The sequence below is a fragment of the Streptomyces sp. SID14515 genome (assembly GCF_010548505.1).
Classification (GTDB): domain Bacteria; phylum Actinomycetota; class Actinomycetes; order Streptomycetales; family Streptomycetaceae; genus Streptomyces; species Streptomyces caviscabies.
Genome location: NZ_JAAGMH010000038.1, coordinates 26,456 through 49,479 on the forward strand (window position 1 = coordinate 26,456; position 23,024 = coordinate 49,479).

General features: G+C 70.5%; 22 protein-coding genes. 13 read left to right on the forward strand and 9 right to left on the reverse strand.

Translation table 11 applies throughout. The features are described from left to right. The first annotated feature begins 86 nt into the window (after window positions 1-86). From gap to G3I54_RS07030, 8 genes are all read left to right on the forward strand, one after another. Entirely contained in the window at window positions 87-1,097 is a 1,011-nt protein-coding gene (gene gap / locus G3I54_RS06995) for a type I glyceraldehyde-3-phosphate dehydrogenase (RefSeq protein ID WP_103535505.1), read from the forward strand. A gap of 115 nt (window positions 1,098-1,212) precedes the next feature. Next, window positions 1,213-2,424, forward strand: a complete 1,212-nt coding sequence (locus G3I54_RS07000; protein WP_164612181.1) for a phosphoglycerate kinase — start codon at window positions 1,213-1,215, stop codon at window positions 2,422-2,424. Between the two features lie 6 nt (window positions 2,425-2,430). Beyond that, window positions 2,431-3,207 carry a triose-phosphate isomerase gene (tpiA, locus tag G3I54_RS07005; RefSeq protein WP_164612183.1) on the forward strand — a complete coding sequence of 259 codons (777 nt, stop codon included), beginning with the start codon at window positions 2,431-2,433 and terminating at the stop codon, window positions 3,205-3,207. 115 nt (window positions 3,208-3,322) lie between these two features. Beyond that, on the forward strand, window positions 3,323-3,559 hold the full coding sequence (secG, locus tag G3I54_RS07010) for a preprotein translocase subunit SecG (protein WP_103535508.1): 237 nt from the start codon (window positions 3,323-3,325) through the stop codon (window positions 3,557-3,559). Window positions 3,560-3,669: 110 nt separating this feature from the next. Then, window positions 3,670-4,005 (forward strand): RNA polymerase-binding protein RbpA, encoded by a 336-nt coding sequence (locus tag G3I54_RS07015; RefSeq protein WP_078566397.1) that lies wholly within the window; start codon window positions 3,670-3,672, stop codon window positions 4,003-4,005. 185 nt (window positions 4,006-4,190) lie between these two features. Beyond that, window positions 4,191-5,849 (forward strand): glucose-6-phosphate isomerase, encoded by a 1,659-nt coding sequence (gene pgi / locus G3I54_RS07020; protein ID WP_164612185.1) that lies wholly within the window; start codon window positions 4,191-4,193, stop codon window positions 5,847-5,849. 4 nt (window positions 5,850-5,853) lie between these two features. Continuing rightward, the gene (locus G3I54_RS07025; protein ID WP_164612187.1) at window positions 5,854-6,360 is read left to right on the forward strand and encodes a PH domain-containing protein; all 507 of its coding nucleotides are present in this window, start codon (window positions 5,854-5,856) and stop codon (window positions 6,358-6,360) included. Continuing rightward, entirely contained in the window at window positions 6,357-7,859 is a 1,503-nt protein-coding gene (locus tag G3I54_RS07030) for a PH domain-containing protein (protein WP_164612190.1), read from the forward strand. Before G3I54_RS07025 ends, G3I54_RS07030 begins: the two co-directional genes overlap by 4 nt. 6 nt (window positions 7,860-7,865) lie before the next feature. Here the strand turns inward: G3I54_RS07030 and G3I54_RS07035 are convergent, their stop codons facing one another. From G3I54_RS07035 to tkt, 6 genes are all read right to left on the reverse strand, one after another. Further along, window positions 7,866-8,228: a VOC family protein gene (locus G3I54_RS07035; RefSeq protein WP_047176050.1), complete on the reverse strand. Its 363-nt coding sequence runs from the start codon at window positions 8,226-8,228 to the stop codon at window positions 7,866-7,868. 70 nt (window positions 8,229-8,298) lie between these two features. Then, window positions 8,299-9,081, reverse strand: coding sequence for a 6-phosphogluconolactonase (pgl, locus tag G3I54_RS07040; protein WP_164612192.1), 783 nt, complete (start codon window positions 9,079-9,081; stop codon window positions 8,299-8,301). Then, window positions 9,078-10,118, reverse strand: a complete 1,041-nt coding sequence (gene opcA / locus G3I54_RS07045; RefSeq protein ID WP_164612194.1) for a glucose-6-phosphate dehydrogenase assembly protein OpcA — start codon at window positions 10,116-10,118, stop codon at window positions 9,078-9,080. The genes pgl and opcA overlap by 4 nt, the downstream gene beginning before the upstream one ends. Beyond that, window positions 10,115-11,647 carry a glucose-6-phosphate dehydrogenase gene (gene zwf, locus G3I54_RS07050; RefSeq protein ID WP_164612196.1) on the reverse strand — a complete coding sequence of 511 codons (1,533 nt, stop codon included), beginning with the start codon at window positions 11,645-11,647 and terminating at the stop codon, window positions 10,115-10,117. The genes opcA and zwf overlap by 4 nt, the downstream gene beginning before the upstream one ends. A 5-nt stretch (window positions 11,648-11,652) precedes the next feature. After that, window positions 11,653-12,771: a transaldolase gene (tal, locus tag G3I54_RS07055; protein WP_164612198.1), complete on the reverse strand. Its 1,119-nt coding sequence runs from the start codon at window positions 12,769-12,771 to the stop codon at window positions 11,653-11,655. A 34-nt stretch (window positions 12,772-12,805) separates the two neighbouring features. Continuing rightward, complete coding sequence (gene tkt, locus G3I54_RS07060; RefSeq protein ID WP_164612200.1) at window positions 12,806-14,893, reverse strand: transketolase; 2,088 nt, start codon at window positions 14,891-14,893, stop codon at window positions 12,806-12,808. 285 nt (window positions 14,894-15,178) lie between these two features. On the opposite strand from tkt, the gene G3I54_RS07065 reads away from it, so the two are divergent. The 3 genes from G3I54_RS07065 (at window position 15,179) to G3I54_RS07075 (ending at window position 17,826) form a co-directional block, all read left to right on the forward strand. Further along, a complete protein-coding gene (locus tag G3I54_RS07065) occupies window positions 15,179-16,132 on the forward strand; it encodes a heme o synthase (RefSeq protein WP_164612202.1) in 954 nt (317 codons plus the stop codon). A 91-nt stretch (window positions 16,133-16,223) separates the two neighbouring features. Continuing rightward, a complete protein-coding gene (locus tag G3I54_RS07070; RefSeq protein ID WP_164612204.1) occupies window positions 16,224-16,601 on the forward strand; it encodes a hypothetical protein in 378 nt (125 codons plus the stop codon). A gap of 79 nt (window positions 16,602-16,680) precedes the next feature. Further along, complete coding sequence (locus G3I54_RS07075; protein WP_164612205.1) at window positions 16,681-17,826, forward strand: amidohydrolase family protein; 1,146 nt, start codon at window positions 16,681-16,683, stop codon at window positions 17,824-17,826. 54 nt (window positions 17,827-17,880) lie between these two features. On the opposite strand, the gene G3I54_RS07080 is transcribed toward G3I54_RS07075, so the two are convergent. The 3 genes from G3I54_RS07080 to G3I54_RS07090 all read right to left on the reverse strand — a co-directional run bounded on the left by G3I54_RS07080 (window position 17,881) and on the right by G3I54_RS07090 (window position 20,649). Then, on the reverse strand, window positions 17,881-18,867 hold the full coding sequence (locus G3I54_RS07080) for a COX15/CtaA family protein (RefSeq protein WP_164612207.1): 987 nt from the start codon (window positions 18,865-18,867) through the stop codon (window positions 17,881-17,883). A gap of 76 nt (window positions 18,868-18,943) precedes the next feature. After that, window positions 18,944-19,711, reverse strand: coding sequence for an ABC transporter permease (locus tag G3I54_RS07085; RefSeq protein WP_164612208.1), 768 nt, complete (start codon window positions 19,709-19,711; stop codon window positions 18,944-18,946). Then, window positions 19,708-20,649 carry an ABC transporter ATP-binding protein gene (locus tag G3I54_RS07090; RefSeq protein ID WP_164612210.1) on the reverse strand — a complete coding sequence of 314 codons (942 nt, stop codon included), beginning with the start codon at window positions 20,647-20,649 and terminating at the stop codon, window positions 19,708-19,710. Before G3I54_RS07090 ends, G3I54_RS07085 begins: the two co-directional genes overlap by 4 nt. Before the next feature lie 136 nt (window positions 20,650-20,785). Here G3I54_RS07090 and G3I54_RS07095 point away from each other — a divergent pair, with 136 nt between their 5' ends. Both G3I54_RS07095 and sufB read left to right on the forward strand, forming a co-directional pair. Continuing rightward, window positions 20,786-21,529 (forward strand): metalloregulator ArsR/SmtB family transcription factor, encoded by a 744-nt coding sequence (locus G3I54_RS07095; protein WP_164612212.1) that lies wholly within the window; start codon window positions 20,786-20,788, stop codon window positions 21,527-21,529. Continuing rightward, on the forward strand, window positions 21,526-22,947 hold the full coding sequence (gene sufB, locus G3I54_RS07100) for a Fe-S cluster assembly protein SufB (RefSeq protein WP_007448476.1): 1,422 nt from the start codon (window positions 21,526-21,528) through the stop codon (window positions 22,945-22,947). Before G3I54_RS07095 ends, sufB begins: the two co-directional genes overlap by 4 nt. The last annotated feature ends 77 nt before the right edge of the window (window positions 22,948-23,024 follow it).

Sequence of the window (23,024 nt, forward strand, 5' to 3'; positions counted from 1 at the left end):
GAGAGGTAGGGTCGGAAGCGGTCGGGGACATCCCTATACAACTCGCCGGCGTCGAAAACCGGCGTACCTAACGAGGAGATCGGTTCGTGACGATCCGCGTAGGCATCAACGGCTTCGGCCGCATCGGTCGCAACTACTTCCGCGCGCTGCTCGAGCAGGGTGCGGACATCGAGATCGTGGCTGTCAACGACCTGGGTGACACTGCGACCACGGCCCACCTGCTGAAGTACGACACCATTCTGGGTCGTCTCAAGGCAGAGGTCAGCCACACCGCCGACACCATCACCGTCGATGGTCACACCGTCAAGGTGCTCTCCGAGCGCAACCCGGCCGACATCCCCTGGGGTGAGCTGGGCGTCGACATCGTCATCGAGTCGACCGGCATCTTCACCAAGAAGGCCGACGCCGAGAAGCACATCGCGGGCGGCGCCAAGAAGGTCCTCATCTCGGCTCCGGCCAAGGACGAGGACATCACCATCGTGATGGGCGTCAACCAGGACCAGTACGACGCGGCCAACCACAACGTCATCTCCAACGCCTCCTGCACCACCAACTGTGTGGCGCCGATGGCCAAGGTTCTCGACGAGAACTTCGGCATCGTCAAGGGCCTGATGACGACGGTCCACGCGTACACCAACGACCAGCGGATCCTGGACTTCCCGCACTCGGACCTGCGTCGCGCCCGCGCCGCCGCCGAGAACATCATCCCGACCACCACCGGTGCCGCCAAGGCCACCGCCCTGGTCCTCCCGCAGCTCAAGGGCAAGCTCGACGGCATCGCGATGCGCGTCCCGGTCCCGACCGGCTCCGCCACCGACCTGGTCGTCACCCTCCAGCGCGAGGTCACCAAGGACGAGGTCAACGCCGCGTTCAAGAAGGCCTCCGACGACGGCGCCCTCAAGGGCTTCCTGACGTACACCGAGGACCCGATCGTCTCCTCGGACATCGTCGGCGACCCGTCGTCCTGCACCTTCGACTCCTCCCTGACCATGGTCCAGGAGGGCAACACGGTGAAGATCCTCGGCTGGTACGACAACGAGTGGGGCTACTCCAACCGCCTCGTGGACCTCACGGTCTTCGTCGGCGAGCAGCTCTGATCCTCGGATCGGCAGGCACATCGATGTGAGCTGAGGGGCTCGACCGGCGCAACGAAGCGCAGGTCGAGCCCCTTAGCATGTTCATCCGTCCTTGCAAGGAGTAACGGAAGACCAGATGAAGACGATCGACGAACTTCTCGCCGAAGGGGTCGCGGGCAAGCGGGTATTCGTCCGCGCCGACCTCAATGTGCCGCTGGACGGCACCACGATCACCGACGACGGCCGTATCCGCGCCGTCGTCCCGACGGTCGCCAAGCTCGCCGAGGCCGGCGCGCGCGTCGTCGTCGCCTCGCACCTCGGCCGCCCCAAGGGCGCCCCGGACCCGGCCTACTCGCTGGCGCCCGCCGCCGCCCGCCTGGGCGAACTCCTCGGCGCCGAGGTCGCCTTCGCCACCGACACGGTCGGCGAGTCCGCCCGCGCCACGGTCGCCGGCCTCGCCGACGGCCAGGTCGCCGTCATCGAGAACCTCCGCTTCAACGCCGGCGAGACCTCCAAGGACGACGCCGAGCGCGGCGCCTTCGCCGACCGGCTGGCCGAGCTCGCCGACGTCTACGTGGGCGACGGCTTCGGCGCGGTGCACCGCAAGCACGCCTCGGTCTTCGACCTCCCGGCGCGGCTCCCGCACTACGCGGGCTACCTCATCGCCACCGAGGTCGGCGTCCTGAAGAAGCTCACCACCGATGTGAAGCGGCCGTACGCGGTCGTCCTCGGCGGCGCCAAGGTCTCCGACAAGCTCGGTGTGATCGACCACCTGCTGGAGCGGGCCGACCGCATCCTGATCGGCGGCGGCATGGCGTACACCTTCCTCAAGGCCCAGGGCCACGAGGTCGGCAGCTCGCTGCTCCAGGAGGACCAGATCCCGGCCGTGCAGGAGTACCTGCGGCGTGCCGAGGACAAGGGCGTGGAGTTCGTCCTGCCCGTCGACGTCGTGGTCGCCCCCGCCTTCCCCGACCTGAAGACCAAGGCCCCGGCCAACCCCACCACCGTCGCCGCCGACGCCATTCCGGCCGGTCAGATGGGGCTGGACAACGGACCGGAGACCAACAAGCTGTACGCCTCGAAGCTCGCCGACGCGGCCACCGTCTTCTGGAACGGCCCGATGGGCGTCTTCGAGCACCCCGACTTCGCCGACGGCACCCGCGCGGTCGCCCAGGCGCTCGTCGACTCCCCGGCCTTCAGCGTCGTCGGCGGTGGCGACTCCGCCGCGGCCGTCCGCATCCTGGGCTTCGACGAGAATGCTTTCGGACATATTTCGACCGGTGGCGGTGCGAGCCTCGAATACCTCGAGGGCAAGACGCTTCCCGGGCTCGCCGCACTGGAGGACTGACCTTTCATGACCACCCGCACCCCGCTGATGGCGGGCAACTGGAAGATGAACCTCAACCACCTCGAGGCCATCGCCCACCTCCAGAAGCTCTCCTTCGCGCTGGCCGACAAGGACTTCGAGGACGTCGAGGTCGCCGTCCTCCCGCCCTTCACCGATCTGCGCACCGTGCAGACCCTGGTCGACGGCGACAAGCTGAAGATCAAGTACGGCGCCCAGGACATCTCGGCGCACGACTCCGGCGCGTACACCGGTGAGATCTCCGGCCCCATGCTCGCCAAGCTGCGCTGCACCTACGTGGCCATCGGCCACAGCGAGCGCCGCCAGTACCACGGCGAGAGCGACGAGATCTGCAACGCCAAGGTGAAGGCCGCCTTCAAGCACGGCCTGACCCCGATCCTCTGCGTCGGCGAGGGCCTGGACATCCGCAAGGCCGGTGACCAGGTCTCCTACACGCTCGCGCAGCTCGACGGCGCCCTGAAGGACATCCCGGCCGAGCAGGCCGAGTCCATCGTGATCGCCTACGAGCCGGTCTGGGCCATCGGGACCGGCGAGGTCGCCACCCCCGAGGACGCCCAGGAAGTCTGCGGCGCGATCCGCGGCCGGCTGGCCGAGCTGTACTCGCAGGAGCTGGCCGACGCCGTCCGTATCCAGTACGGCGGTTCGGTGAAGTCCGGCAACGTCGCGGCCATCATGGCCAAGCCCGACGTGGACGGCGCCCTGATCGGCGGCGCCGCACTGGACGCCGACGAGTTCGTCAAGATCGTCCGCTTCCGCGACCAGTGAGTATGCGGTAGCGCCGATCCGTCGTACCCTTGCGGGGGCCGAGGGGGTTGTCACCCTCCGGCCCCCGCTGTACGTACAGGCAGTAATCGAGAAATCCGGAAAGTAGGGACCAGCCGTGATTCTGGCGTTCCAGATCGCCCTGATCGTCTTCAGCCTGCTGCTGATGCTGCTGGTGCTCATGCACAAGGGCAAGGGCGGCGGCCTCTCCGACATGTTCGGTGGCGGAATGCAGTCCTCCGTCGGTGGCTCCTCGGTCGCCGAACGTAACCTCGACCGGATCACCGTGGTGGTCGGTCTGGTCTGGTTCGCGTGCATTGTCGTCCTCGGTCTGCTCATCAAGCTGGACAACTGACCCGTCGTCCGCGATTCCCGGTAAGGGTGTAACTCCTTTCACTGGACGCGCGTTGGGCCTTACGTAGACTGGGGCATCCTTCGAGCACCATCACGCAGGGAGTTACGACCGTGGCAAGTGGCAACGCGATCCGGGGAAGCCGGGTCGGAGCGGGGCCGATGGGGGAGGCGGAGCGGGGCGAGTCCGCGCCGCGCGCCCGCATCTCCTTCTGGTGCTCGAACGGGCACGAGACGCAGCCGAGCTTCGCCCATGACGCGCAGGTGCCGGACATCTGGGACTGCCCGCGCTGCGGCTTCCCGGCCGGCCAGGACAAGGACAGCCCGCCCGACCCGCCCCGCACCGAGCCGTACAAGACGCATCTGGCGTACGTACGCGAGCGGCGCAGCGACGAGGACGGCGAGGCGATCCTCGCCGAGGCGCTGGCCAAGCTCCGCGGCGAGATCTGAGACTCCCCCGCGGCACGGCTCCACGGACCACCCAGTCGTTTCACCGGCCGGACACCCCACGGGTGTCCGGCCGTATCGCGTTCCCGCGCCACCGCCCTCCTCCACGCCGTCCGGCTCCTCGATCAATTAGGTTTGTGGGGCAGCGGGGAAGCTGAGTGACGAGAAGAAGTGGGCTGATATCCGGGATGAACGCAGCAAGCCGAACCAAGCTCAACCAGACGCCCGAGTGGACGGCTCTCGCCGAGCACCGTGAGGGGCTCGGCGCCCCCCAGCTGCGCGAGTTGTTCGCACGGCAGCCGGACCGCGGCACCGCCTACACCCTCCGGGTCGGCGACCTCCACCTCGACTACTCCAAGCACCTGGTCACCGACGAGACGCTGCGCCTGCTGCGCGAGCTCGCCGCCGCCACCGGGGTCGCGGAGCTGCGGGACGCGATGTTCCGCGGCGAGAAGATCAACACCACCGAGGACCGGGCGGTCCTGCACACCGCGCTCCGCGCCCCGCGCGACGCGGTCGTCGAGGTCGACGGCGAGAACGTCGTGCCCGCCGTGCACGCCGTCCTCGACAGGATGGCCGGCTTCGCCGAGAAGATCCGGTCGGGGCAGTGGACCGGCCACACCGGCAAGCCGATCAAGAACATCGTCAACATCGGCATCGGCGGCTCCGACCTCGGCCCCGCCATGGCGTACGAGGTGCTGCGCTCCTTCACGGACCGCGCGCTCACCGTCCGCTTCGTCTCCAACGTCGACGGCGCTGACCTGCACGAGGCCGTCCGCGACCTCGACCCGGCCGAGACGCTGTTCGTCATCGCCTCGAAGACGTTCACGACGATCGAGACCATCACCAACGCCACCTCCGCCCGGGACTGGCTGCTGACCGAGCTGAAGGCCGGTCAGGAAGCCGTCGCCCGGCACTTCGTGGCCCTGTCGACGAATGCCGAGAAGGTCGAGGAGTTCGGCATCGACACGGCCAACATGTTCGAGTTCTGGGACTGGGTCGGCGGCCGCTACTCCTTCGACTCGGCGATCGGCCTCTCGCTGATGGTCGCCATCGGCCCGGACCGCTTCCGCGAGATGCTCGACGGCTTCCACCTCGTCGACGAGCACTTCCGCACCGCCCCGCCCGAGGAGAACGCCCCGCTCCTCCTCGGTCTCCTCGGCGTCTGGTACGGCAACTTCTTCGACGCCCAGTCGCACGCGGTGCTGCCCTACAGCCACTACCTGTCCCGGTTCACCGCGTATCTCCAGCAGCTCGACATGGAGTCCAACGGCAAGTCCGTCGACCGCGACGGCGACCCGGTGGACTGGCAGACCGGGCCGGTCGTCTGGGGCACGCCCGGCACCAACGGGCAGCACGCCTACTACCAGTTGATCCACCAGGGCACCAAGCTGATCCCCGCGGACTTCATCGGCTTCGCCGCCCCGGTCCACGACCTGCTGCCCGGGCTGATCGCCCAGCACGACCTGCTGATGGCCAACTTCTTCGCGCAGACCCAGGCCCTGGCCTTCGGCAAGACGCCCGACGAGGTCCGGGCGGAGGGCGTGCCCGAGGAGCTGGTCCCGCACAAGACGTTCCGCGGCAACCACCCCACGACGACGATCCTCGCCGACAAGCTGACCCCCTCGGTCCTCGGCCAGCTCATCGCGCTGTACGAGCACAAGGTCTTCGTCCAGGGCGCCATCTGGAACATCGACTCCTTCGACCAGTGGGGCGTCGAGCTCGGCAAGGTCCTCGCCAAGAAGATCGAACCGCTCCTGACCGGTGACGGGGGCGCGGACGCCGGGCAGCTGGACAGCTCCACCGCCGCCCTGGTCGACGCCTACCGCACCCTGCGCGGGCGCTGAGCCGATGCCACAGGGGGAGGGGACGGCGGTACGGCTGCGGCCGCCGCGCAACACGCTGAACGAGCGCGCCGTCGGCTGGTGGCGCGTCCAGTGGCTGCTGATGGCGGCTGTGCCCGTCGTGTCGCTCGCGGTACTGGGCGCGCTCATCTCCCCGGCCCGCTTCTGGCTGCTGCTGCCCGCCGCGGTCCTGGCCGCGGCGGGCACGGCGGCCGCCGTCCTCTTCCCCCTGTGGTGGTTCCGTACGCACCGCTGGGAGGTCACCGAGGACGCGGTGTACGTCCGCACCGGGTTCTTCTGGCAGGAGTGGCGGATCGCCCCGATGTCCCGGATCCAGACCGTGGACACCGTGCGCGGCCCGCTGGAGCAGCTCTTCCGGCTCGCCACCGTCACGGTCACCACCGCCTCCGCCAAGGGCGCGGTACGGATCGCGGGCCTGGACCACGAGGTCGCCGCCGACCTCGCCCAGCGGCTCACCCGCATCACCCGCGACACCCCCGGCGACGCCACATGAGCACCGTCGCCCCGCCCGCCGACTGGCACCGCCTCGACCCCCGTACGGTCCTGGTCACCGCCCTCGTCGTGGCGGGGGTCGTCGCGGGCGCGGCCATCCCGGTCACGCTCGGGCTCACCCGATGGTTCAGCCTCCCCGTCGCCGTGCTCCAGGTGCTGGCCGGAGCCGTCCTGGTCATCGGGGTCGCGGCGGGCGCCGACCGGGTCCGCTGGCACCGCACCCGCTACCGCGTCGGCGAGGAGCGCGTCGACCTTCACACCGGCCTCCTGCTCGTCAAGCGCCGCTCCCTGGCCCGCAGCCGCATCCGCACGGTCGACCTCACCGCCAACCTGCTGCTCCGCCTCCTCGGCCTGGTCACCGTCAGGATCGGCACCGGCGAACAGGGCTCCGAGTCCACCCTCGAACTGGACCCGGTCACCCGCACCGAGGGCGAACGACTGCGCCGCCTCCTCCTGGAGCGCGCCGCCACCGCACCGCCCGGCGTCCACCGCGAGGGCGAACTGGCCGTCCTGGACCCCCGCTGGATCCGTTACGCCCCGGTCTCCTTCGTCGCCCCCATGCTCGGCGGGGCCGCCGCCGGAGCCGTGATGCAGGTCAGCGACTGGATCGGGGCCCAGGGCGAGGTCATCGAGTGGGTCGGCGACCGCTTCCGGGAGACACCGGTGCTCTGGATGATCGTCATCCTGGTCCTCGCCGCCCTGGTCGCGGGCGTCGTCGGAGCGCTCGGCCTCTGGATCGAGATGTGGTGGAACTACCGCCTGGAGCGTGAACCGGGCGGCACCCTGCGGGTGCGGCGCGGACTGTTCACCTCCCGGTCCATCTCCGTCGAGGAGGCCCGGCTGCGCGGCGTCGACCTCGTCGAGCCACTGGGCGTACGGCTGCTCGGCGCGGCCCGGCTGGACGCCATCACCACCGGCCTCGCCAAGGACCACGAGGCCAAGAACGCCGACCACAACACCCTGCTCCCGGCCGCGCCCCGGACCCGGGCCGACGCCGTCGCCGCCGACGTCCTGCGCGAGGCGGACACCCCGACCGGCGCCGCGCTCACCCCGCACCCGCCCGCCGCCCGGGGCCGCCGACTGCGCTGGTCGCTCGCCGCGGTCCTGATCCTGACCCTCCTCGGGGCCCTGCTCACGCCCGTGCTGCTGTGGATCGCGCTCGGCTGCGCGCTGGTGGCCGCCCCCGTGGCGGTGGTGCTGGCCCTGGACGCGTACCGGGCGCTCGGGCACGCGCTCTCCGGGCGCTATCTGGTCACCCGCTCCGGCACGGTCCGCCGCTCCACGGCCGCCCTGGAGCGGGCCGGGGTGATCGGCTGGACGGTCAAGCAGTCGGTCTTCCAGCGGCGGGCCGGGCTGCTGAACATCACGGCCACCACGGCCGCCGGAGGGGGCGCGTACACGGCGTACGACACCGACGCGTCCGAGGGCCTCGCCTTCGCCGCCGAGGCCGTCCCCGGCCTGCTGGAGCCCTTCCTGGAGCGCTCCCCGAAGGACGCCTGAGGCCGGTCAGCCGCCGTGCGTCGTGTCGATGACGCAGAAGCGGTTGCCCTCGGGGTCGGCGAGCACCACGAAGTCCGGGTCCGGGGGGTACAGCTCCCACGCGACCCTTTCGGCGCCGAGCCCGATCAGCCGCTCCACCTCGGCCTCCTGGGTGTCGGAGTAGAGGTCGAGGTGGACCCGGGGGACCTCCTGCACGGGCGAGGTGGAGCGACCCAACGCCACGCCGACGCCGGGCCCTTCGACCGGGACCAGCACCACCCAGTCGTCCGTGCCCGGCTCGCGCTCGGTATAGGTGAGCGCCGCCTTCCAGAAGGCGGCGGCCCTGCTCACGTCGGTCGCGCCCATCACCACGGTTCCGATATGCACCATAGGGCGAGCCTTTCACGACGAAGGCCCGGACCGCCAAGGAAAAGCGGGCCGGGCCTTCGGGCGTGAACGCTCAGGCGGAGGCGGGCGGATACAGTGCGCGCGGCAGCCGCGAGGCCGCCGCCGCGTCCAGCAGCCACAGCGTGCGGCTACGGCCGTACGCGCCCGCCGCCGGGGCCTGGATCTCCCCGGCCCCGGACAGCGCGATGGCCGCGGCCTCCGCCTTGTCCTCGCCCGCCGCCAGCAGCCACACCTCGCGCGCCGCGCGGATCGCCGGCAGCGTGAGCGAGACGCGCACCGGCGGCGGCTTCGGAGCCCCGTGCACACCGACGACGGTGCGCTCGGTCTCCCGTACCGCGGGCAGCTCCGGGAAGAGCGAGGCCACATGCGTGTCCGGGCCGACGCCCAGCATCAGCACGTCGAACGTGGGCACCGGGCCGTGGTCCTCAGGACCCGCGGCGGCGGCCAGCTCGTCGGCGTAACCGGCCGCCGCGGCATCCGCGTCGTCGCCGTACGGTCCGTCCGACGCGGGCATCGCGTGCACCCGGGCCGGGTCCAGCGGCACCGCGTCGAGCAGCGCCGCACGGGCCTGGGTGACGTTCCGCTCGGGGTCGCCCTCGGGCAGGAACCGCTCGTCGCCCCACCACAGGTCGAGCCGCGCCCAGTCGACCGCGTCCCGGGCGGGCGCGGCGGCGAGCGCGGCCAGCAGGCCGTTGCCGTTGCGCCCGCCGGTCAGCACCACCGAGGCATGGCCCCGGGAGGCCTGGGCGTCCACGATCTTCGTGATCAGCCGGGCCGCCGCGGCCTGGGCCATCAGCTCCTTGTCACGGTGGACGACCAGTTGAGGAGGCGTCACTTGGCGGCCGCCTTCTTGGCCGGAGCCTTCTTCGCGGCGGGCGCCTTCGGCTCGGCGGCCTTGTCCGCCCTCTCCGCGGCGCCCGCGACCGGCGCGGCCTTGACCTCGCCGCCCGCGTGCAGCCGGTCGACGCCGAACTTCACCGCCGAGGCGTAGGTGTTGTCCGGGTCGAGCCGGCGCAACTCCTCCGCCAGCAGCTCGGCGGTGTCCCGGCGCTTGAGCGCCACCGCGCGGTCCGGCTGGTTCTGCATGGAGAGCGTGGCCAGCGAGCCGTCGGCCCGGTCCAGGACGATGACGCCGTTCTTCGTCTCCATCCGGACCGCGGTGAGACCGGGCCCTTCGGAGTACGTGCGCTCCACCGGGACGCCGAGCCGGTCCGCCAGCCACATGGCGAGCAGTTCGCAGCTCGGGTTGTCGCTCTCGCCCTCGACGGTCGCGCCGATGACCTCGGCCGGCTGCTGGTCCAGCGCGGCGGCCAGCATCGAGCGCCACGGCGTGATCCGGGTCCAGGCCAGGTCGGTGCTGCCGGGGCTGTACGTCGCCGCCCGCACCGCCAGCTCCTCGATCGGGTGCTCGGCGGAGTAGGTGTCGGTGATCCGCCGCTGGGCCAGCGCCCCGAGCGGGTCCTTCGCCGGGTCGGCGGGCGCGCCCTCGGGCCACCACACCACGACCGGGGCGTCCGGCAGCAGCAGCGGAAGGACCACCGACTGGGCGTGGTTGGCCAGCTCGCCGTGGAGGCGCAGCACGACGGTCTCGCCGGTGCCCGCGTCGGAACCGACCCGGACCTCGGCGTCGAGCCGTGCGTCGCGGCGGGCCCGCGGCGAGCGGCTGACCCGCTTGATCACCGCGATGATCCGCGAGGGGTGCTCGCGCGAGGCGTCGCCGGCCGACTTGAGCGCGTCGTACGCGTTCTCCTCGTCGGTGACGATGACCAGCGTGAGCACCATGCCGATGGCGGGGGTGCCGATGGCCCGGCGGGCCGAGACCAGCGCCTGGTTGATCTTGCTGGACGTGGTTTCCGTGAGATCGATCTTCATGGCCGCCTCCAGCTCCGTCCGTCACGTGCGAGCATCTCGTCGGCCTCGGCCGGACCCCAGGTGCCGGCCGCGTACTGCGCGGGCTTGCCGTGCTTGTCCCAGTACTCCTCGATCGGGTCGAGGATGTTCCAGGAGAGTTCGACCTCCTGGTGGCGCGGGAAGAGGTTGGCGTCGCCGAGCAGGACGTCCAGGAGGAGCCGCTCGTACGCCTCCGGGCTGGACTCCGTGAACGACTCGCCGTACGCGAAGTCCATCGTGACGTCCCGGACCTCCATCGAGGTGCCGGGCACCTTGGAGCCGAAGCGCACGGTGACGCCCTCGTCCGGCTGGACCCGGATGACCAGGGCGTTGCCGCCCAGCTCCTCGGTGGCGCCGGACTCGAAGGGCAGATACGGGGCGCGCTTGAAGACGACCGCGATCTCCGTGACCCGGCGGCCGAGCCGCTTTCCGGTCCGGAGGTAGAACGGCACACCCGCCCAGCGGCGGTTGTTGATCGTCAGCTTGATCGCGGCGAAGGTGTCGGTCGTCGACTTGGGGTCGATGCCGTCCTCCTCCAGATAGCCGAGGACCTCTTCGCCGCCCTGCCAGGCGTGCGCGTACTGGCCGCGCACGGTGTGCTTGCCGAGGTCGTCGGGCAGCTCGACGGCGGTGAGCACCTTGAGCTTCTCGGCGACCAGCGCCTTCGGGTGGAAGGAGCCGGGCTCCTCCATCGCGGTCAGCGCCAGCAGCTGGAGCAGGTGGTTCTGGATGACGTCACGGGCGGCACCGATGCCGTCGTAGTAGCCGGCCCGGCCGCCGATGCCGATGTCCTCGGCCATCGTGATCTGTACGTGGTCGACGTAGGACCGGTTCCAGATCGGCTCGAACATCGTGTTGGCGAACCGCAGCGCCAGGATGTTCTGGACCGTCTCCTTGCCCAGGTAGTGGTCGATCCGGAAGACCTCGTTGGGCGGGAAGACGGCGTGCACGAGCTGGTTGAGCTCCTGCGCGCTGGCCAGGTCGTGACCGAACGGCTTCTCGATGACGGCGCGCCGCCAGGAGCCCTCGCTCTGGTCGGCCAGGCCGTGCTTCTTCAGCTGCTGGACGACCTTGGGGAAGAACTTCGGCGGCACGGAGAGGTAGAAGGCGAAGTTGCCGCCCGTCCCCTGCGCCTTGTCGAGCTCCTCGATGGTCGCCTTCAGGGTCTCGAACGCCTCGTCGTCGTCGAAGTTGCCCTGGACGAAGCGCATCCCCTGGATGAGCTGCTGCCAGACCTCCTCGCGGAACGGCGTACGGGCGTGCTCCTTGACGGCGTCGTGGACGACCTGCGCGAAGTCCTCGTCCTCCCAGTCGCGGCGCGCGAAACCGATGAGCGAGAAGCCCGGCGGAAGCAGGCCGCGATTGGCCAGGTCGTAGACGGCAGGCATCAGCTTTTTACGGGACAAATCGCCCGTGACGCCAAAGATGACCAGGCCCGACGGCCCCGCGATACGCGGGAGCCGTCGGTCCTGTGCGTCACGGAGCGGGTTGGCTCCGGGAACAGCAGACAAAGTGGTCAGCCCTCCGAGGGGGCGAGGCGCGAAAGCTCCGCCTCGGTCGACTTGAGCAGGTCGTTCCAGGACGCCTCGAACTTCTCCACGCCCTCGTCCTCCAGCACCTGCACGACGTCGTCGTACGAGATGCCGAGCTTCTTGATCGCGTCGAGGTCCGCGCGCGCCTGGTCGTAGCCGCCGGTGACGGTGTCACCGGTGATCTCGCCATGATCGGCCACCGCGTCCAGCGTCGCCTCCGGCATGGTGTTCACCGTGTTCGGCGCCACCAGGTCGTCGACGTACAGCGTGTCCTTGAGGGCCGGGTCCTTGACGCCGGTCGAGGCCCACAGCGGACGCTGCTTGTTGGCCCGCGCCTTGTCCAGGGCCGCCCAGCGGTCGGAGGAGAAGACCTCCTCGTACGCCTCGTAGGCCAGCCGGGCGTTGGCCAGCGCGGACTTGCCCTTGGCCGCCTTCGCCTCGTCGGAGCCGATGGCGTCCAGACGCTTGTCGATCTCGGTGTCCACGCGGGACACGAAGAACGAGGCCACCGAGTGGATCTTGGAGAGGTCCAGGCCCGCGGCCTTCGCCTTCTCCAGGCCCGCCAGGTAGGCGTCCATGACCGCGCGGTAGCGCTCCAGCGAGAAGATCAGCGTCACGTTCACGCTGATGCCCCGGCCGATCGTCTCGGTGATCGCCGGCAGACCGGCCTTGGTCGCCGGGATCTTGATGAGCGTGTTCGGGCGGTCCACCAGCCAGGCCAGCTGCTTGGCCTCGGCGGTGGTGGCCAGGGTGTTGTGCGCCAGGCGCGGGTCCACCTCGATGGAGACCCGGCCGTCCTGGCCGCCCGTCGCGTCGAAGACCGGGCGCAGGATGTCGGCGGCGTCGCGGACGTCCGCCGTCGTGATCATGCGGAGCGCTTCCTCGACGGTGACCTTGCGGGCGGCGAGGTCGGTGAGCTGCTGCTCGTAACCGTCGCCCGAGGAGATCGCCTTCTGGAAGATCGACGGATTGGTGGTGACGCCGACGACATGGCTCTGGTCGATCAGCTCGGCCAGATTGCCGGACGTGATCCGCTTGCGCGACAGGTCGTCGAGCCAGATCGCCACGCCCTCGTCGGAGAGGCGCTTGAGTGCGTCTGTCATGAGTTGCATCTCCTACTAGTCGTATATACCGGCGTCAGCGCGTGGCGGCGGCGAGAGATTCCCGCGCGGCGGCGGCCACGTTCTCGGCGGTGAAGCCGAACTCGCGGAACAGCACCTTCGCGTCGGCCGAGGCCCCGAAGTGCTCCAGCGAGATGATCCGGCCCGCGTCGCCCACGTACCGGTACCAGGTCAGGCCGATGCCCGCCTCGACGGCGACCCGCGCCTTGACCGACGGCGGCAGCACGCTGTCCTTGTACGCCTGGTCCTGCTCCTCGAACCACTCGACCGACGGCATCGAGACCACCCGGGTCGGCACCCCGGCCGCCTGGAGCTGCTCGCGCGCCTCGACGGCGACATGGACCTCGGAACCGGTCGCGATGAGCAGCACCTGCGGCTTGCCGCCTTCGGCCTCGAACAGGACGTAACCGCCCTTGGCCGCGTCCTCGTTCGCCTCGTACGTCGGCACACCCTGCCGGGTCAGCGCCAGACCGTGCGGGGCGCCCTCGCCGAACACCTTGGTGTAGCGGCGCAGGATCTCGCGCCAGGCGATGGCGGTCTCGTTCGCGTCGGCCGGGCGCACGATGTTCAGGCCCGGGATGGCGCGGAGCGCGGCCAGGTGCTCGACCGGCTGGTGCGTCGGACCGTCCTCGCCGAGACCGATCGAGTCGTGCGTCCACACGTACGTCACCGGCAGGTGCATCAGCGCGGAGAGCCGCACCGCGTTGCGCATGTAGTCGGAGAACACCAGGAAGGTGCCGCCGTAGACGCGGGTGTTGCCGTGCAGCGCGATGCCGTTCATGGCGGCGGCCATCGCGTGCTCACGGATACCGAAGTGGATCGTCCGGCCGTACGGGTCGGCCTCCGGCAGCGGGTTGCCCGCCGGGAGGAACGACGACGTCTTGTCGATCGTGGTGTTGTTCGAGCCCGCGAGGTCGGCGGAGCCGCCCCACAGCTCGGGCACGATCTCGCCGAGCGCCTGGAGCACCTTGCCGGACGCGGCACGCGTGGCCAGACCCTTGCCGGGCTCGAAGACGGGAAGCTTCTCCTCCCAGCCCTCGGGCAGCTCGCCCGCGGCGATCCGGTCGAAGGAGGCGGCGCGCTCCGGGTTGGCCGTGCGCCACGCGGCGAACGACTTGTCCCACTCGGCGCGGGCCTCGCGGCCGCGGTCCAGGGCCTCACGGGTGTGGCCGATGACCTCGTCGGAGACCTCGAAGGTCTGCTCCGGGTCGAAGCCGAGGACCCGCTTGGTCGCCGCGACCTCGTCGTCGCCGAGCGCCGAGCCGTGCGCGGCCTCGGTGTTCTGGGCGTTCGGGGCGGGCCAGGCGATGATCGAGCGGGCCGCGATGAACGACGGACGCTCGGTCTCGGCCTTGGCCGCCTGGAGCGCCGCGTACAGACCCGCCGGGTCCAGGTCGCCGCTGGGCAGCTGGTCGACGCGCTGGACGTGCCAGCCGTACGCCTCGTACCGCTTGATGGTGTCCTCGGAGACCGCGGTCTCCGTGTCGCCCTCGATGGAGATGTGGTTGTCGTCCCAGAGCAGGACCAGGTTGCCCAGCTTCTGGTGCCCGGCCAGCGAGGACGCCTCGGCCGAGATGCCCTCCTGGAGGCAGCCGTCACCCGCGACGACCCACACCATGTGGTCGAACGGGGAGGTGCCGGGGGCCGCCTCGGGGTCGAAGAGGCCGCGCTCGTAGCGGGCGGCCATCGCCATGCCCACCGCGTTGGCGACACCCTGGCCCAGCGGCCCGGTGGTCGTCTCGACGCCGGTGGTGTGGCCGTACTCCGGGTGGCCCGGGGTCTTCGAGCCCCAGGTGCGGAAGGCCTTGAGGTCGTCCAGCTCCAGGCCGTATCCGGCGAGGTAGAGCTGGATGTAGAGGGTCAGGCTGGAGTGGCCGGCGGAGAGGACGAACCGGTCGCGACCGGTCCACTCGGCGTCCGCGGGGTCATGCCGCATCACCTTCTGGAACAGGGTGTACGCGGCAGGAGCCAGGCTCATCGCCGTGCCCGGGTGGCCGTTTCCGACTTTCTGTACGGCGTCCGCGGCGAGGACGCGGGCGGTGTCCACGGCCCGCTGGTCCAAATCGGTCCACTGGAGGTCTGTGGTGGTCGGCTTGATGCTCACCCTGAGTCAGGGCTCCTCTCCACTGTCGTAAACCGGTGACTGTTACCGCACCGGGCGCTGTCGAGCCTACCCCCGTTGCCAGGCACACTTTCCGAGCACTTTCCAGGGTGTGGGCGACCCGTGGAGTTCGCCTCCCGGTGGAATGAGCGTCCGGCGAACAGTCACCCTCAACACGACCCCACCCCCGCGAAGGACGGCGTATCCGCAACGTCTAGAGTGAACGGGTTCGCGCAAGTCTTCACCGGGCCTCTCCGCCCGGAGCTTGCTGGGATTTCTCTGTCAGGGGTGTGCGTGACGGCCGTCGAGTCCCGACCCGCAGGGGTCGCCTTGACTCCCAGCCCAGGGGGCCATCGCCCGTTCGGGGCCCGTGTCAAGGCATTCGTGGCGCTTACCAAGCCACGGATCATCGAGCTGTTGCTCATCACCACCGTTCCGGTGATGTTCCTCGCCGCCCAGGGTGTACCCGACCTGTGGCTCGTTCTCACGACCACCATCGGGGGATATCTCTCCGCCGGCGGGGCCAACGCGCTCAACATGTACATCGACCGTGACATCGACGCGCTGATGGACCGTACGTCGCAGCGCCCGCTGGTCACGGGCATGGTCAGCCCCCGCGAGTGCCTCGCCTTCGGCATCGCCCTCGCGGTGGTCTCCACGCTCTGGTTCGGGCTGCTGGTCAACTGGCTCTCGGCCGCTCTCGCACTCGGCGCACTGCTCTTCTACGTCGTCGTCTACACGATGCTGCTGAAGCGCCGCACCTCCCAGAACATCGTCTGGGGCGGTATCGCCGGTTGCATGCCGGTCCTGATCGGCTGGTCCGCCGTGACGAACTCGCTCTCCTGGGCGGCCGTCATCCTCTTCGCCGTCATCTTCTTCTGGACGCCGCCGCACTATTGGCCGCTGTCCATGAAGGTCAAGGAGGACTACGCCCGGGTCGGCGTCCCGATGCTCCCGGTCGTCGCCACCAACCGGGTGGTCGCCAAGCAGATCGTCCTCTACAGCTGGGTGATGGTCGCGGTCTCGCTGCTGCTCACCCCGCTGGGCTACACCGGCTGGTTCTACACCGCGGTGGCGCTGCTGTCCGGCGGCGCCTGGCTCTGGGAGGCGCACGGCCTGCAGAACCGGGCCAAGGCCGGGGTGACCGGGGCCAAGCTCAAGGAGATGCGGCTGTTCCACTGGTCCATCACCTACGTCTCGCTCCTCTTCCTCGCCGTCGCGGTGGACCCCTTCCTCCGCTGACCCCCGCTTCCGGCGCACGGGCGGGTCGCGTGGCACAAGCCACGTGACCCGCCCGTCGCCAGTTCGGCTACCCGTCGGTAGCATCCTGTTCATGGCAGAGACGGCAGCAGACGCAGCAGAGACCGGGCAGACCTCGCGGACGGACGCCAGGAAGGCGGCGCGCGCCGATCGCAGGGCGACGAAGCTCGCCCACCAGATCGGCGCCTTCGCCAAGGAGCACGGCGGAGCGGAGGGGCAGCTCGCCTACATCGGCGAGGCCGGCGCCCGTATCGTCCTGGTCGGCCAGGACGGCGCCTGGGGCGATCTGGTGGCCCCGACCTACGCGGTGGCCGAGAGCGCGGCCGCGAAGTCCGGCATCACGATGCACGAGGAGTTCGACGGCGAGTTCGCCCTGAAGGTCCGCACCGGCCCGTACGAGTGGTCCCGGATGGCCGGGATCCAGGTCGGCGGCCCCTCCAACGACCGCTGAGGCTTCCACCCGAGACGGTGTCCCGCCGGGGGCTCACCCGTTAGGCCGTGCATACGCACGCCGTCCCAGGGAGCCCCGGATGACCGACACCGTGCCCGTGGCCGACCTGGTCGACCAGAACTGCCACGGCGTCCTGCGCACCGAGCTGGGCCTCGGCACCTTCGAGGCCCGGCTCACCGCCGCCGACGGCGCTCCGCCCGCCCCCGGCACCACCTTCTTCGACACCCAGACCGGCTTTGCCGTGCGCCGCTGGTGCCCGCCGCTGCTCGGGCTCGAAGCGCACTGCCCGCCCGCCCACTACCTGGCCCGCCGCCGGGAACTGGGCGTCGCCGAGACCTCCCGCCGCCTGCTGCGCGCCTCCGGGGTCTCCGCCCACCTCGTCGACACCGGCCTGACCGGCGACCTCACGGGACCGGCCGAGTTGGCCTCGGCCGCCGGGTCCGAGGCCCGGGAGATCGTCCGGCTCGAAGTCCTCGCCGAGCAGGTCGCCGACACCTCGGGCACCGTCGACACCTTCCTCGTCAACCTGGGCGAGGCCGTGCACACCGCCGCATCCTCCGCCGCCGCGTTCACCTCCGACGGCGCCGGCGGCCCCTTCACCGCCTCCTTCGTCGCACCCGCGCCGCCGGGCCCGGTCCGGGTGCGGGCGGCGGCCGGACGGTGGCTGGCCCGGCGGGAGGCGGAGCGCCGGGCCGCCCGCCGGGGCGCGGGGGACCGGGACCGCGGTTCGGCGCCCGTCGAGCCGGAGCTGCTGGACCATCTGCGCTGGTCCGCGGTGGCGTGCGGGCTGCCGCTCCAACTGCGCCTGGGCACCGCGGACCCGGCCCGCCTCGCCGACTTCGCCGCCGCGACCGAGGGGCACGGCTGCGACCTGGTGCTCCTGCACGGCTACCCGTACCACCGGCAGGTCGCCGCGCTGGCGGGCCGGCATCCGCACGTCTACGCCGATCTGGGGGCCGTACCGGCGCGGACCGGGGCGCGGGCGGCGGGCGTCCTGGCGGAGATCATGGAGCTCGCGCCGTTCGGCAAGCTGCTGTTCTCCAGCGGGGCGCGGGGGCTGCCCGAGCTGCATCTGGTGGGCGCGCGGCAGTTCCGCGAGGCGCTCGGACGGGTGCTGGGCGACTGGGTCGAGGACGGCGCCTGGACCCGGAAGGACGCGGCCCGGGTCGCCACGATGATCGGGTCGGGCAACGCGCGCCGGGTGTACGGGCTGCGAGAACGGTGAAGGGGCGGCGGGCCCACCGGCCCACCGCCCCTTCACCCGTCGTACGTCAGTCCGTCAGACGGCCTGCGCCGATGCCGTCTCCGGCCGCTCGGCGGACGGGCCGGGCAGCGGAGCGGGCGCGTCGTCGCCGCGCTCGCGCATGCTCAGCACCAGCCGGACCACGGCGATCAACAGGATGGCCGAGCCGAACATGTGGATGCCGACCAGGATCTCGGGGACGTCGCTGAAGTACTGGACGTATCCGATCGCGCCCTGGGCGAGCAGGACGAGCAGCAGGTCACGGGCGCGGGCCCGGGCGTCGGCGGGGGCGTCGACCACCCGCAGGGCCAGCCACATGGCGATGGCCAGGGCGCAGACCACCCAGGCCGCGATGGCGTGCACATGGGCGGCGGCCGACCAGTCCCACGGCATGCGCGGTACGTCGCTGCTGTCGCCGGCGTGCTTGCCGGAACCGGTCACCGAGGTGCCCAGCACTATCAGGACCACCGTGGTCGCCACGATCGCCCAGGCCAGGCGCCGCACCGGCAGCGGAGTCCGCGGGCGCGGCGGGCCGTCGCCCTCGCCGATCCGCACCCAGGTGATCACGGTGACCGCGAGGAGCACGTTGGCCAGCAGGAAGTGCCCGGCCACCGTCCACGGGTTGAGGCCCGCCCAGACCGTGATCCCGCCGAGGACGGCGTTGCCCAGCACGATCCAGAACTGCGACCAGGCCAGCCGGGTCACCTTGCGGCGGCGCGGCTTCATCGAACTGACGGCGATGATCGCCCAGCCGACCGCGGCCGACAGCACATAGGCCAGCATCCGGTTGCCGAACTCGATCGCGCCGTGCAGCCCCTGCTCGGGCGTCGCGAACAGGCTGTCGTCGGTGCACTTGGGCCAGGTGTCGCAGCCGAGCCCCGAACCGGTGAGCCGGACGGCCCCGCCGGTGATGATGATGAAGACGCTCATCATGACGGCGGAGAGCGCGGCGCGCTTCACCACCTTGGTGGACGGCGTCCAGCGCTTGGCGATGAGGGAGATGGGGGTTTCCACGCGGACCATCGTAGGACGGGGCTTGTGCGCGTTTTCACGAGGGGGTGGTTCGTGGCGGCTTGCCCGTGAAGATCCCCGCCGCGTGCTACTCCCAGCGGAAGAACTTCGCCGCCGCGCCGAGCCCCAGCCCCGCCCACACCGCGAGGATCCCGGCCTCGGCCCACGGCATCGACGCGCCGTGCTGGAGGACGTCCCGCAGGCCCTCGGAGAGCGCCGAGACGGGCAGCAGCCCCAGCACCGACTGCACCGCGTCCGGGAACTTGTCCAGCGGCACGATGACCCCGCCGCCGACCAGCAGCAGCAGGAAGACCAGGTTGGCGGCGGCCAGCGTCGCCTCCGCCTTCAGCGTTCCGGCCATCAGCAGGCCGAGCCCGGAGAACGCGGCGGTGCCGAGGACGAGCAGCAGCAGTACGGCGAGCGGGTTGCCGTGCGGCGACCAGCCGAGCGCGAAGGCGATGACCGTCAGCAGCACGATCTGGAGCACCTCGGTGACCAGCACCGACAGCGTCTTCGCGGTCATCAGGGCCCAGCGGGGCAGCGGGGAGGCTCCGAGCCGCTTGAGAACCCCGTAACGGCGTTCGAAGCCGGTGGCGATGGCCTGGCCGGTGAAGGCGGTGGACATCACGGCGAGCGCCAGGATGCCCGGGGCCAGGAAGTCGACCGACGCGCCCGAGCCGGTGTCCACGATGTCGACCGCGCTGAACAGCACCAGCAGCAGCGTCGGAATGATCACCGTCAGCAGCAGTTGCTCGCCGTTGCGCAGCAGCATCCGGGTCTCCAGCGCGGTCTGCGCGGCGATCATCCGGGGGAGCGGGGCGGCGCCGGGGCGCGGGGTGTACGTACCGGCGCTCATGCGCGCAGCTCCTTGCCGGTCAGTTGCTTGCCGGTCAGTTCGAGGAAGACGTCCTCCAGGGTGTGCCGCTCCACCGAGATGCCCTCGGGCATCACGCCGTGCTGGGCGCACCAGGAGGTCACCGTGGCCAGCAGCTGCGGGTCGATCGCCCCGGTGATCCGGTACGTCCCCGGCAGCGGCTCGGCGGCCTCGGAGCCGTCGGGCAGCGCCTTGACGAGGGAGCCGAGGTCCAGCCCGGTGCGTCCGGTGAAGCGCAGGGTGTTCTCCGCGCCGCCCCTGCAGAGCTGTTCCGGGCTGCCCTGGGCGATGACCCGGCCCGCGTCGATGATCGCGACGTCGTCGGCGAGGGTCTCGGCCTCGTCCATGAAGTGGGTGGTCAGCACCACGGACACCCCGTCGGCGCGCAGCTCGCGCACCAGGTCCCAGGTGGAGCGGCGGGCCTGCGGGTCGAGCCCTGCGGTCGGCTCGTCCAGGAAGACCAGCTCGGGCCGGCCGACGACCGCCATGGCCAGCGAGAGGCGCTGCTGCTGGCCGCCGGAGAGCCGGCGGTAGGTGGTGCGGCCGCAGTCGCCGAGGCCGAGGCGCTCGATCAGGGCGTCCACGTCGAGCGGGTGGGCGTGCAGCCTGGCCATGTGGCGGAGCATCTCGTCGGCGCGGGCACCGGAGTAGACGCCGCCGGACTGGAGCATCACCCCGATCCGCGGACGCAGCCGCTCCGCGTCGGCGACCGGGTCGAGCCCGAGGACGCGCACGGTGCCCGCGTCGGGGCGGCGGTAGCCCTCGCAGGTCTCGATCGTGGTGGTCTTCCCGGCGCCGTTCGGGCCGAGCACGGCCGTCACCACGCCCGACGCCACGACCAGATCGAGGCCGTTCACCGCGGTCTTCGTGCCGTACCGCTTCACCAGGCCCTTGACCTGTACGACGGGCTCGTTCTCCATGGCAAGGAAGTCTAGGCAGGCTCCGGAGAGGAGCCGCCTCCGGGGCCAGATTAGGTAACCCTAAGTGACGAACCACACCGTTGATCGTTCCGGACCGTGGTTGTCAGAGTCGAATGAATTACGCAACAATGGTGTTGTGAAATACGACGGACGGGCTCCTCAGGAGGAACTCGCGACCGGTGAGCGCTCGACGCGCAACCGGGTCGCGCGCTCCATCCTGGACCACGGCCCCTCCACCGTCGCCGATCTCGCCAAGCGCGTAGGCCTCACCCAGGCCGCCGTCCGCCGCCACCTGGACGCCCTCGTCTCCGACGATGTCGTCGAAGCCCGCGAACAGCGGGTCTACGGGGCGCGGACCCGCGGCAGGCCCGCCAAGGTGTTCGCCCTGACGGACTGCGGCCGGGACGCCTTCGACCAGTCCTACGACAAGCTGGCCGCCGACGCCCTGCGCTTCATCGCCGAGTCCGGGGGCGACGAGGCGGTCCTCGCCTTCGCCCGCGCCCGGATGGCCGCGATGGGCGAGGCGTACCGCGCCGCGGTCGAGGCCGCGGAGCCCGAAGGCCGCACCGAGGCCCTCGCCAAGGCGCTGTCGGCCGACGGGTACGCTGCTATGGCGCGAAGCGCGCCGGGCCCGCAGCAGGGCGAGCAGCTGTGCCAGCACCACTGCCCGGTGGCGCATGTCGCCGAGCAGTTCCCACAGCTGTGCGAGGCGGAGACGGAATTCTTCTCCAGCCTCCTCGGGACCCATGTGCAGCGTCTGGCCACCCTCGCCCACGGCGACGGTGTGTGCACGACGTACGTGCCACGCAGTGGCCACGCCGCACCCCCACAGACCACCCATTCAGCATCTGCAAGCACGGCCGGGAGGAACCCCGCATGACGCTCCCCACGGAGACTGCCCACCCTGAGCTCGAGGGTCTGGGTACGTACGAATTCGGCTGGGCCGACTCCGACGCGGCAGGCGCGGCGGCGAAGCGCGGTCTGTCCGAGGCTGTCGTCCGCGACATCTCGGAGAAGAAGAACGAGCCCGAGTGGATGCTGAAGCTGCGGCTCAAGGGCCTCAAGCTCTTCGGCAAGAAGCCCATGCCGAACTGGGGCTCCGACCTGTCGGGCATCGACTTCGACAACATCAAGTACTTCGTGCGGTCCACGGAGAAGCAGGCGGCCTCCTGGGAGGACCTGCCCGAGGACATCAAGAACACGTACGACAAGCTCGGCATCCCCGAGGCGGAGAAGCAGCGCCTCGTCGCCGGCGTCGCCGCGCAGTACGAGTCCGAGGTCGTCTACCACCAGATCAACGAGGAGCTGGAGGCGCAGGGTGTCATCTTCATGGACACCGACACCGCGCTGAAGGAGCACCCGGAGCTCTTCAAGGAGTACTTCGGCACCGTCATCCCCGTCGGTGACAACAAGTTCGCCTCGCTGAACTCGGCCGTGTGGTCCGGCGGCTCGTTCATCTACGTGCCCAAGGGCGTCCACGTGGACATCCCGCTCCAGGCCTACTTCCGTATCAACACGGAGAACATGGGTCAGTTCGAGCGGACGCTGATCATCGTCGACGAGGACGCCTACGTCCACTACGTCGAGGGCTGCACCGCCCCGATCTACTCCTCGGACTCGCTGCACAGCGCCGTGGTCGAGATCATCGTGAAGAAGGGCGGCCGCTGCCGCTACACGACCATCCAGAACTGGTCGAACAACGTCTACAACCTGGTCACCAAGCGGGCCGTGGCCTACGAGGGCGCGACCATGGAGTGGGTCGACGGCAACATCGGCTCCAAGGTGACCATGAAGTACCCGGCGGTCTACCTGATGGGCGAGCACGCCAAGGGCGAGACCCTGTCCATCGCCTTCGCGGGCGAGGGCCAGCACCAGGACGCCGGCGCCAAGATGGTCCACATGGCGCCGAACACCTCCTCCAACATCGTCTCCAAGTCGGTGGCGCGAGGCGGCGGCCGTACGTCCTACCGCGGACTGATCGAGATCGGCGAGGGCGCGCCGGGCGCGAAGTCCAACGTCCTCTGCGACGCTCTGCTCGTCGACACGATCTCCCGCTCGGACACCTACCCCTACGTCGACGTCCGCGAGGACGACGTGTCGATGGGCCACGAGGCGACCGTCTCCAAGGTCTCCGAGGACCAGCTCTTCTACCTCATGAGCCGCGGACTCACCGAGTTCGAGGCCATGGCGATGATCGTGCGCGGCTTCGTCGAGCCGATCGCCAAGGAGCTGCCCATGGAGTACGCCCTGGAGCTCAACCGGCTGATCGAGCTGCAGATGGAGGGTTCGGTCGGCTAGGTCCTTCCCCGAGGACCACCGGGACGGCCGTTCGCGGCCGTCCCCGCCCTACCGAATCCCCCGAGTTCTTGACTTAA

What these genes read in the sequence shown, in the direction of transcription:
- G3I54_RS07035 (WP_047176050.1), bottom strand. Translation starts at nt 8,228, where the DNA reads ATGGTGCATATCGGAACCGTGGTGATGGGCGCGACCGACGTGAGCAGG.
- G3I54_RS07080 (WP_164612207.1), bottom strand. Translation starts at nt 18,867, where the DNA reads ATGGTCCGCGTGGAAACCCCCATCTCCCTCATCGCCAAGCGCTGGACG.
- tpiA (WP_164612183.1), top strand. Translation starts at nt 2,431, where the DNA reads ATGACCACCCGCACCCCGCTGATGGCGGGCAACTGGAAGATGAACCTC.
- opcA (WP_164612194.1), bottom strand. Translation starts at nt 10,118, where the DNA reads ATGAAGATCGATCTCACGGAAACCACGTCCAGCAAGATCAACCAGGCG.
- G3I54_RS07075 (WP_164612205.1), top strand. Translation starts at nt 16,681, where the DNA reads ATGACCGACACCGTGCCCGTGGCCGACCTGGTCGACCAGAACTGCCAC.
- sufB (WP_007448476.1), top strand. Translation starts at nt 21,526, where the DNA reads ATGACGCTCCCCACGGAGACTGCCCACCCTGAGCTCGAGGGTCTGGGT.
- G3I54_RS07000 (WP_164612181.1), top strand. Translation starts at nt 1,213, where the DNA reads ATGAAGACGATCGACGAACTTCTCGCCGAAGGGGTCGCGGGCAAGCGG.
- G3I54_RS07070 (WP_164612204.1), top strand. Translation starts at nt 16,224, where the DNA reads ATGGCAGAGACGGCAGCAGACGCAGCAGAGACCGGGCAGACCTCGCGG.
- G3I54_RS07030 (WP_164612190.1), top strand. Translation starts at nt 6,357, where the DNA reads ATGAGCACCGTCGCCCCGCCCGCCGACTGGCACCGCCTCGACCCCCGT.
- G3I54_RS07085 (WP_164612208.1), bottom strand. Translation starts at nt 19,711, where the DNA reads ATGAGCGCCGGTACGTACACCCCGCGCCCCGGCGCCGCCCCGCTCCCC.
- pgi (WP_164612185.1), top strand. Translation starts at nt 4,191, where the DNA reads ATGAACGCAGCAAGCCGAACCAAGCTCAACCAGACGCCCGAGTGGACG.
- tal (WP_164612198.1), bottom strand. Translation starts at nt 12,771, where the DNA reads ATGACAGACGCACTCAAGCGCCTCTCCGACGAGGGCGTGGCGATCTGG.
- G3I54_RS07090 (WP_164612210.1), bottom strand. Translation starts at nt 20,649, where the DNA reads ATGGAGAACGAGCCCGTCGTACAGGTCAAGGGCCTGGTGAAGCGGTAC.
- G3I54_RS07025 (WP_164612187.1), top strand. Translation starts at nt 5,854, where the DNA reads ATGCCACAGGGGGAGGGGACGGCGGTACGGCTGCGGCCGCCGCGCAAC.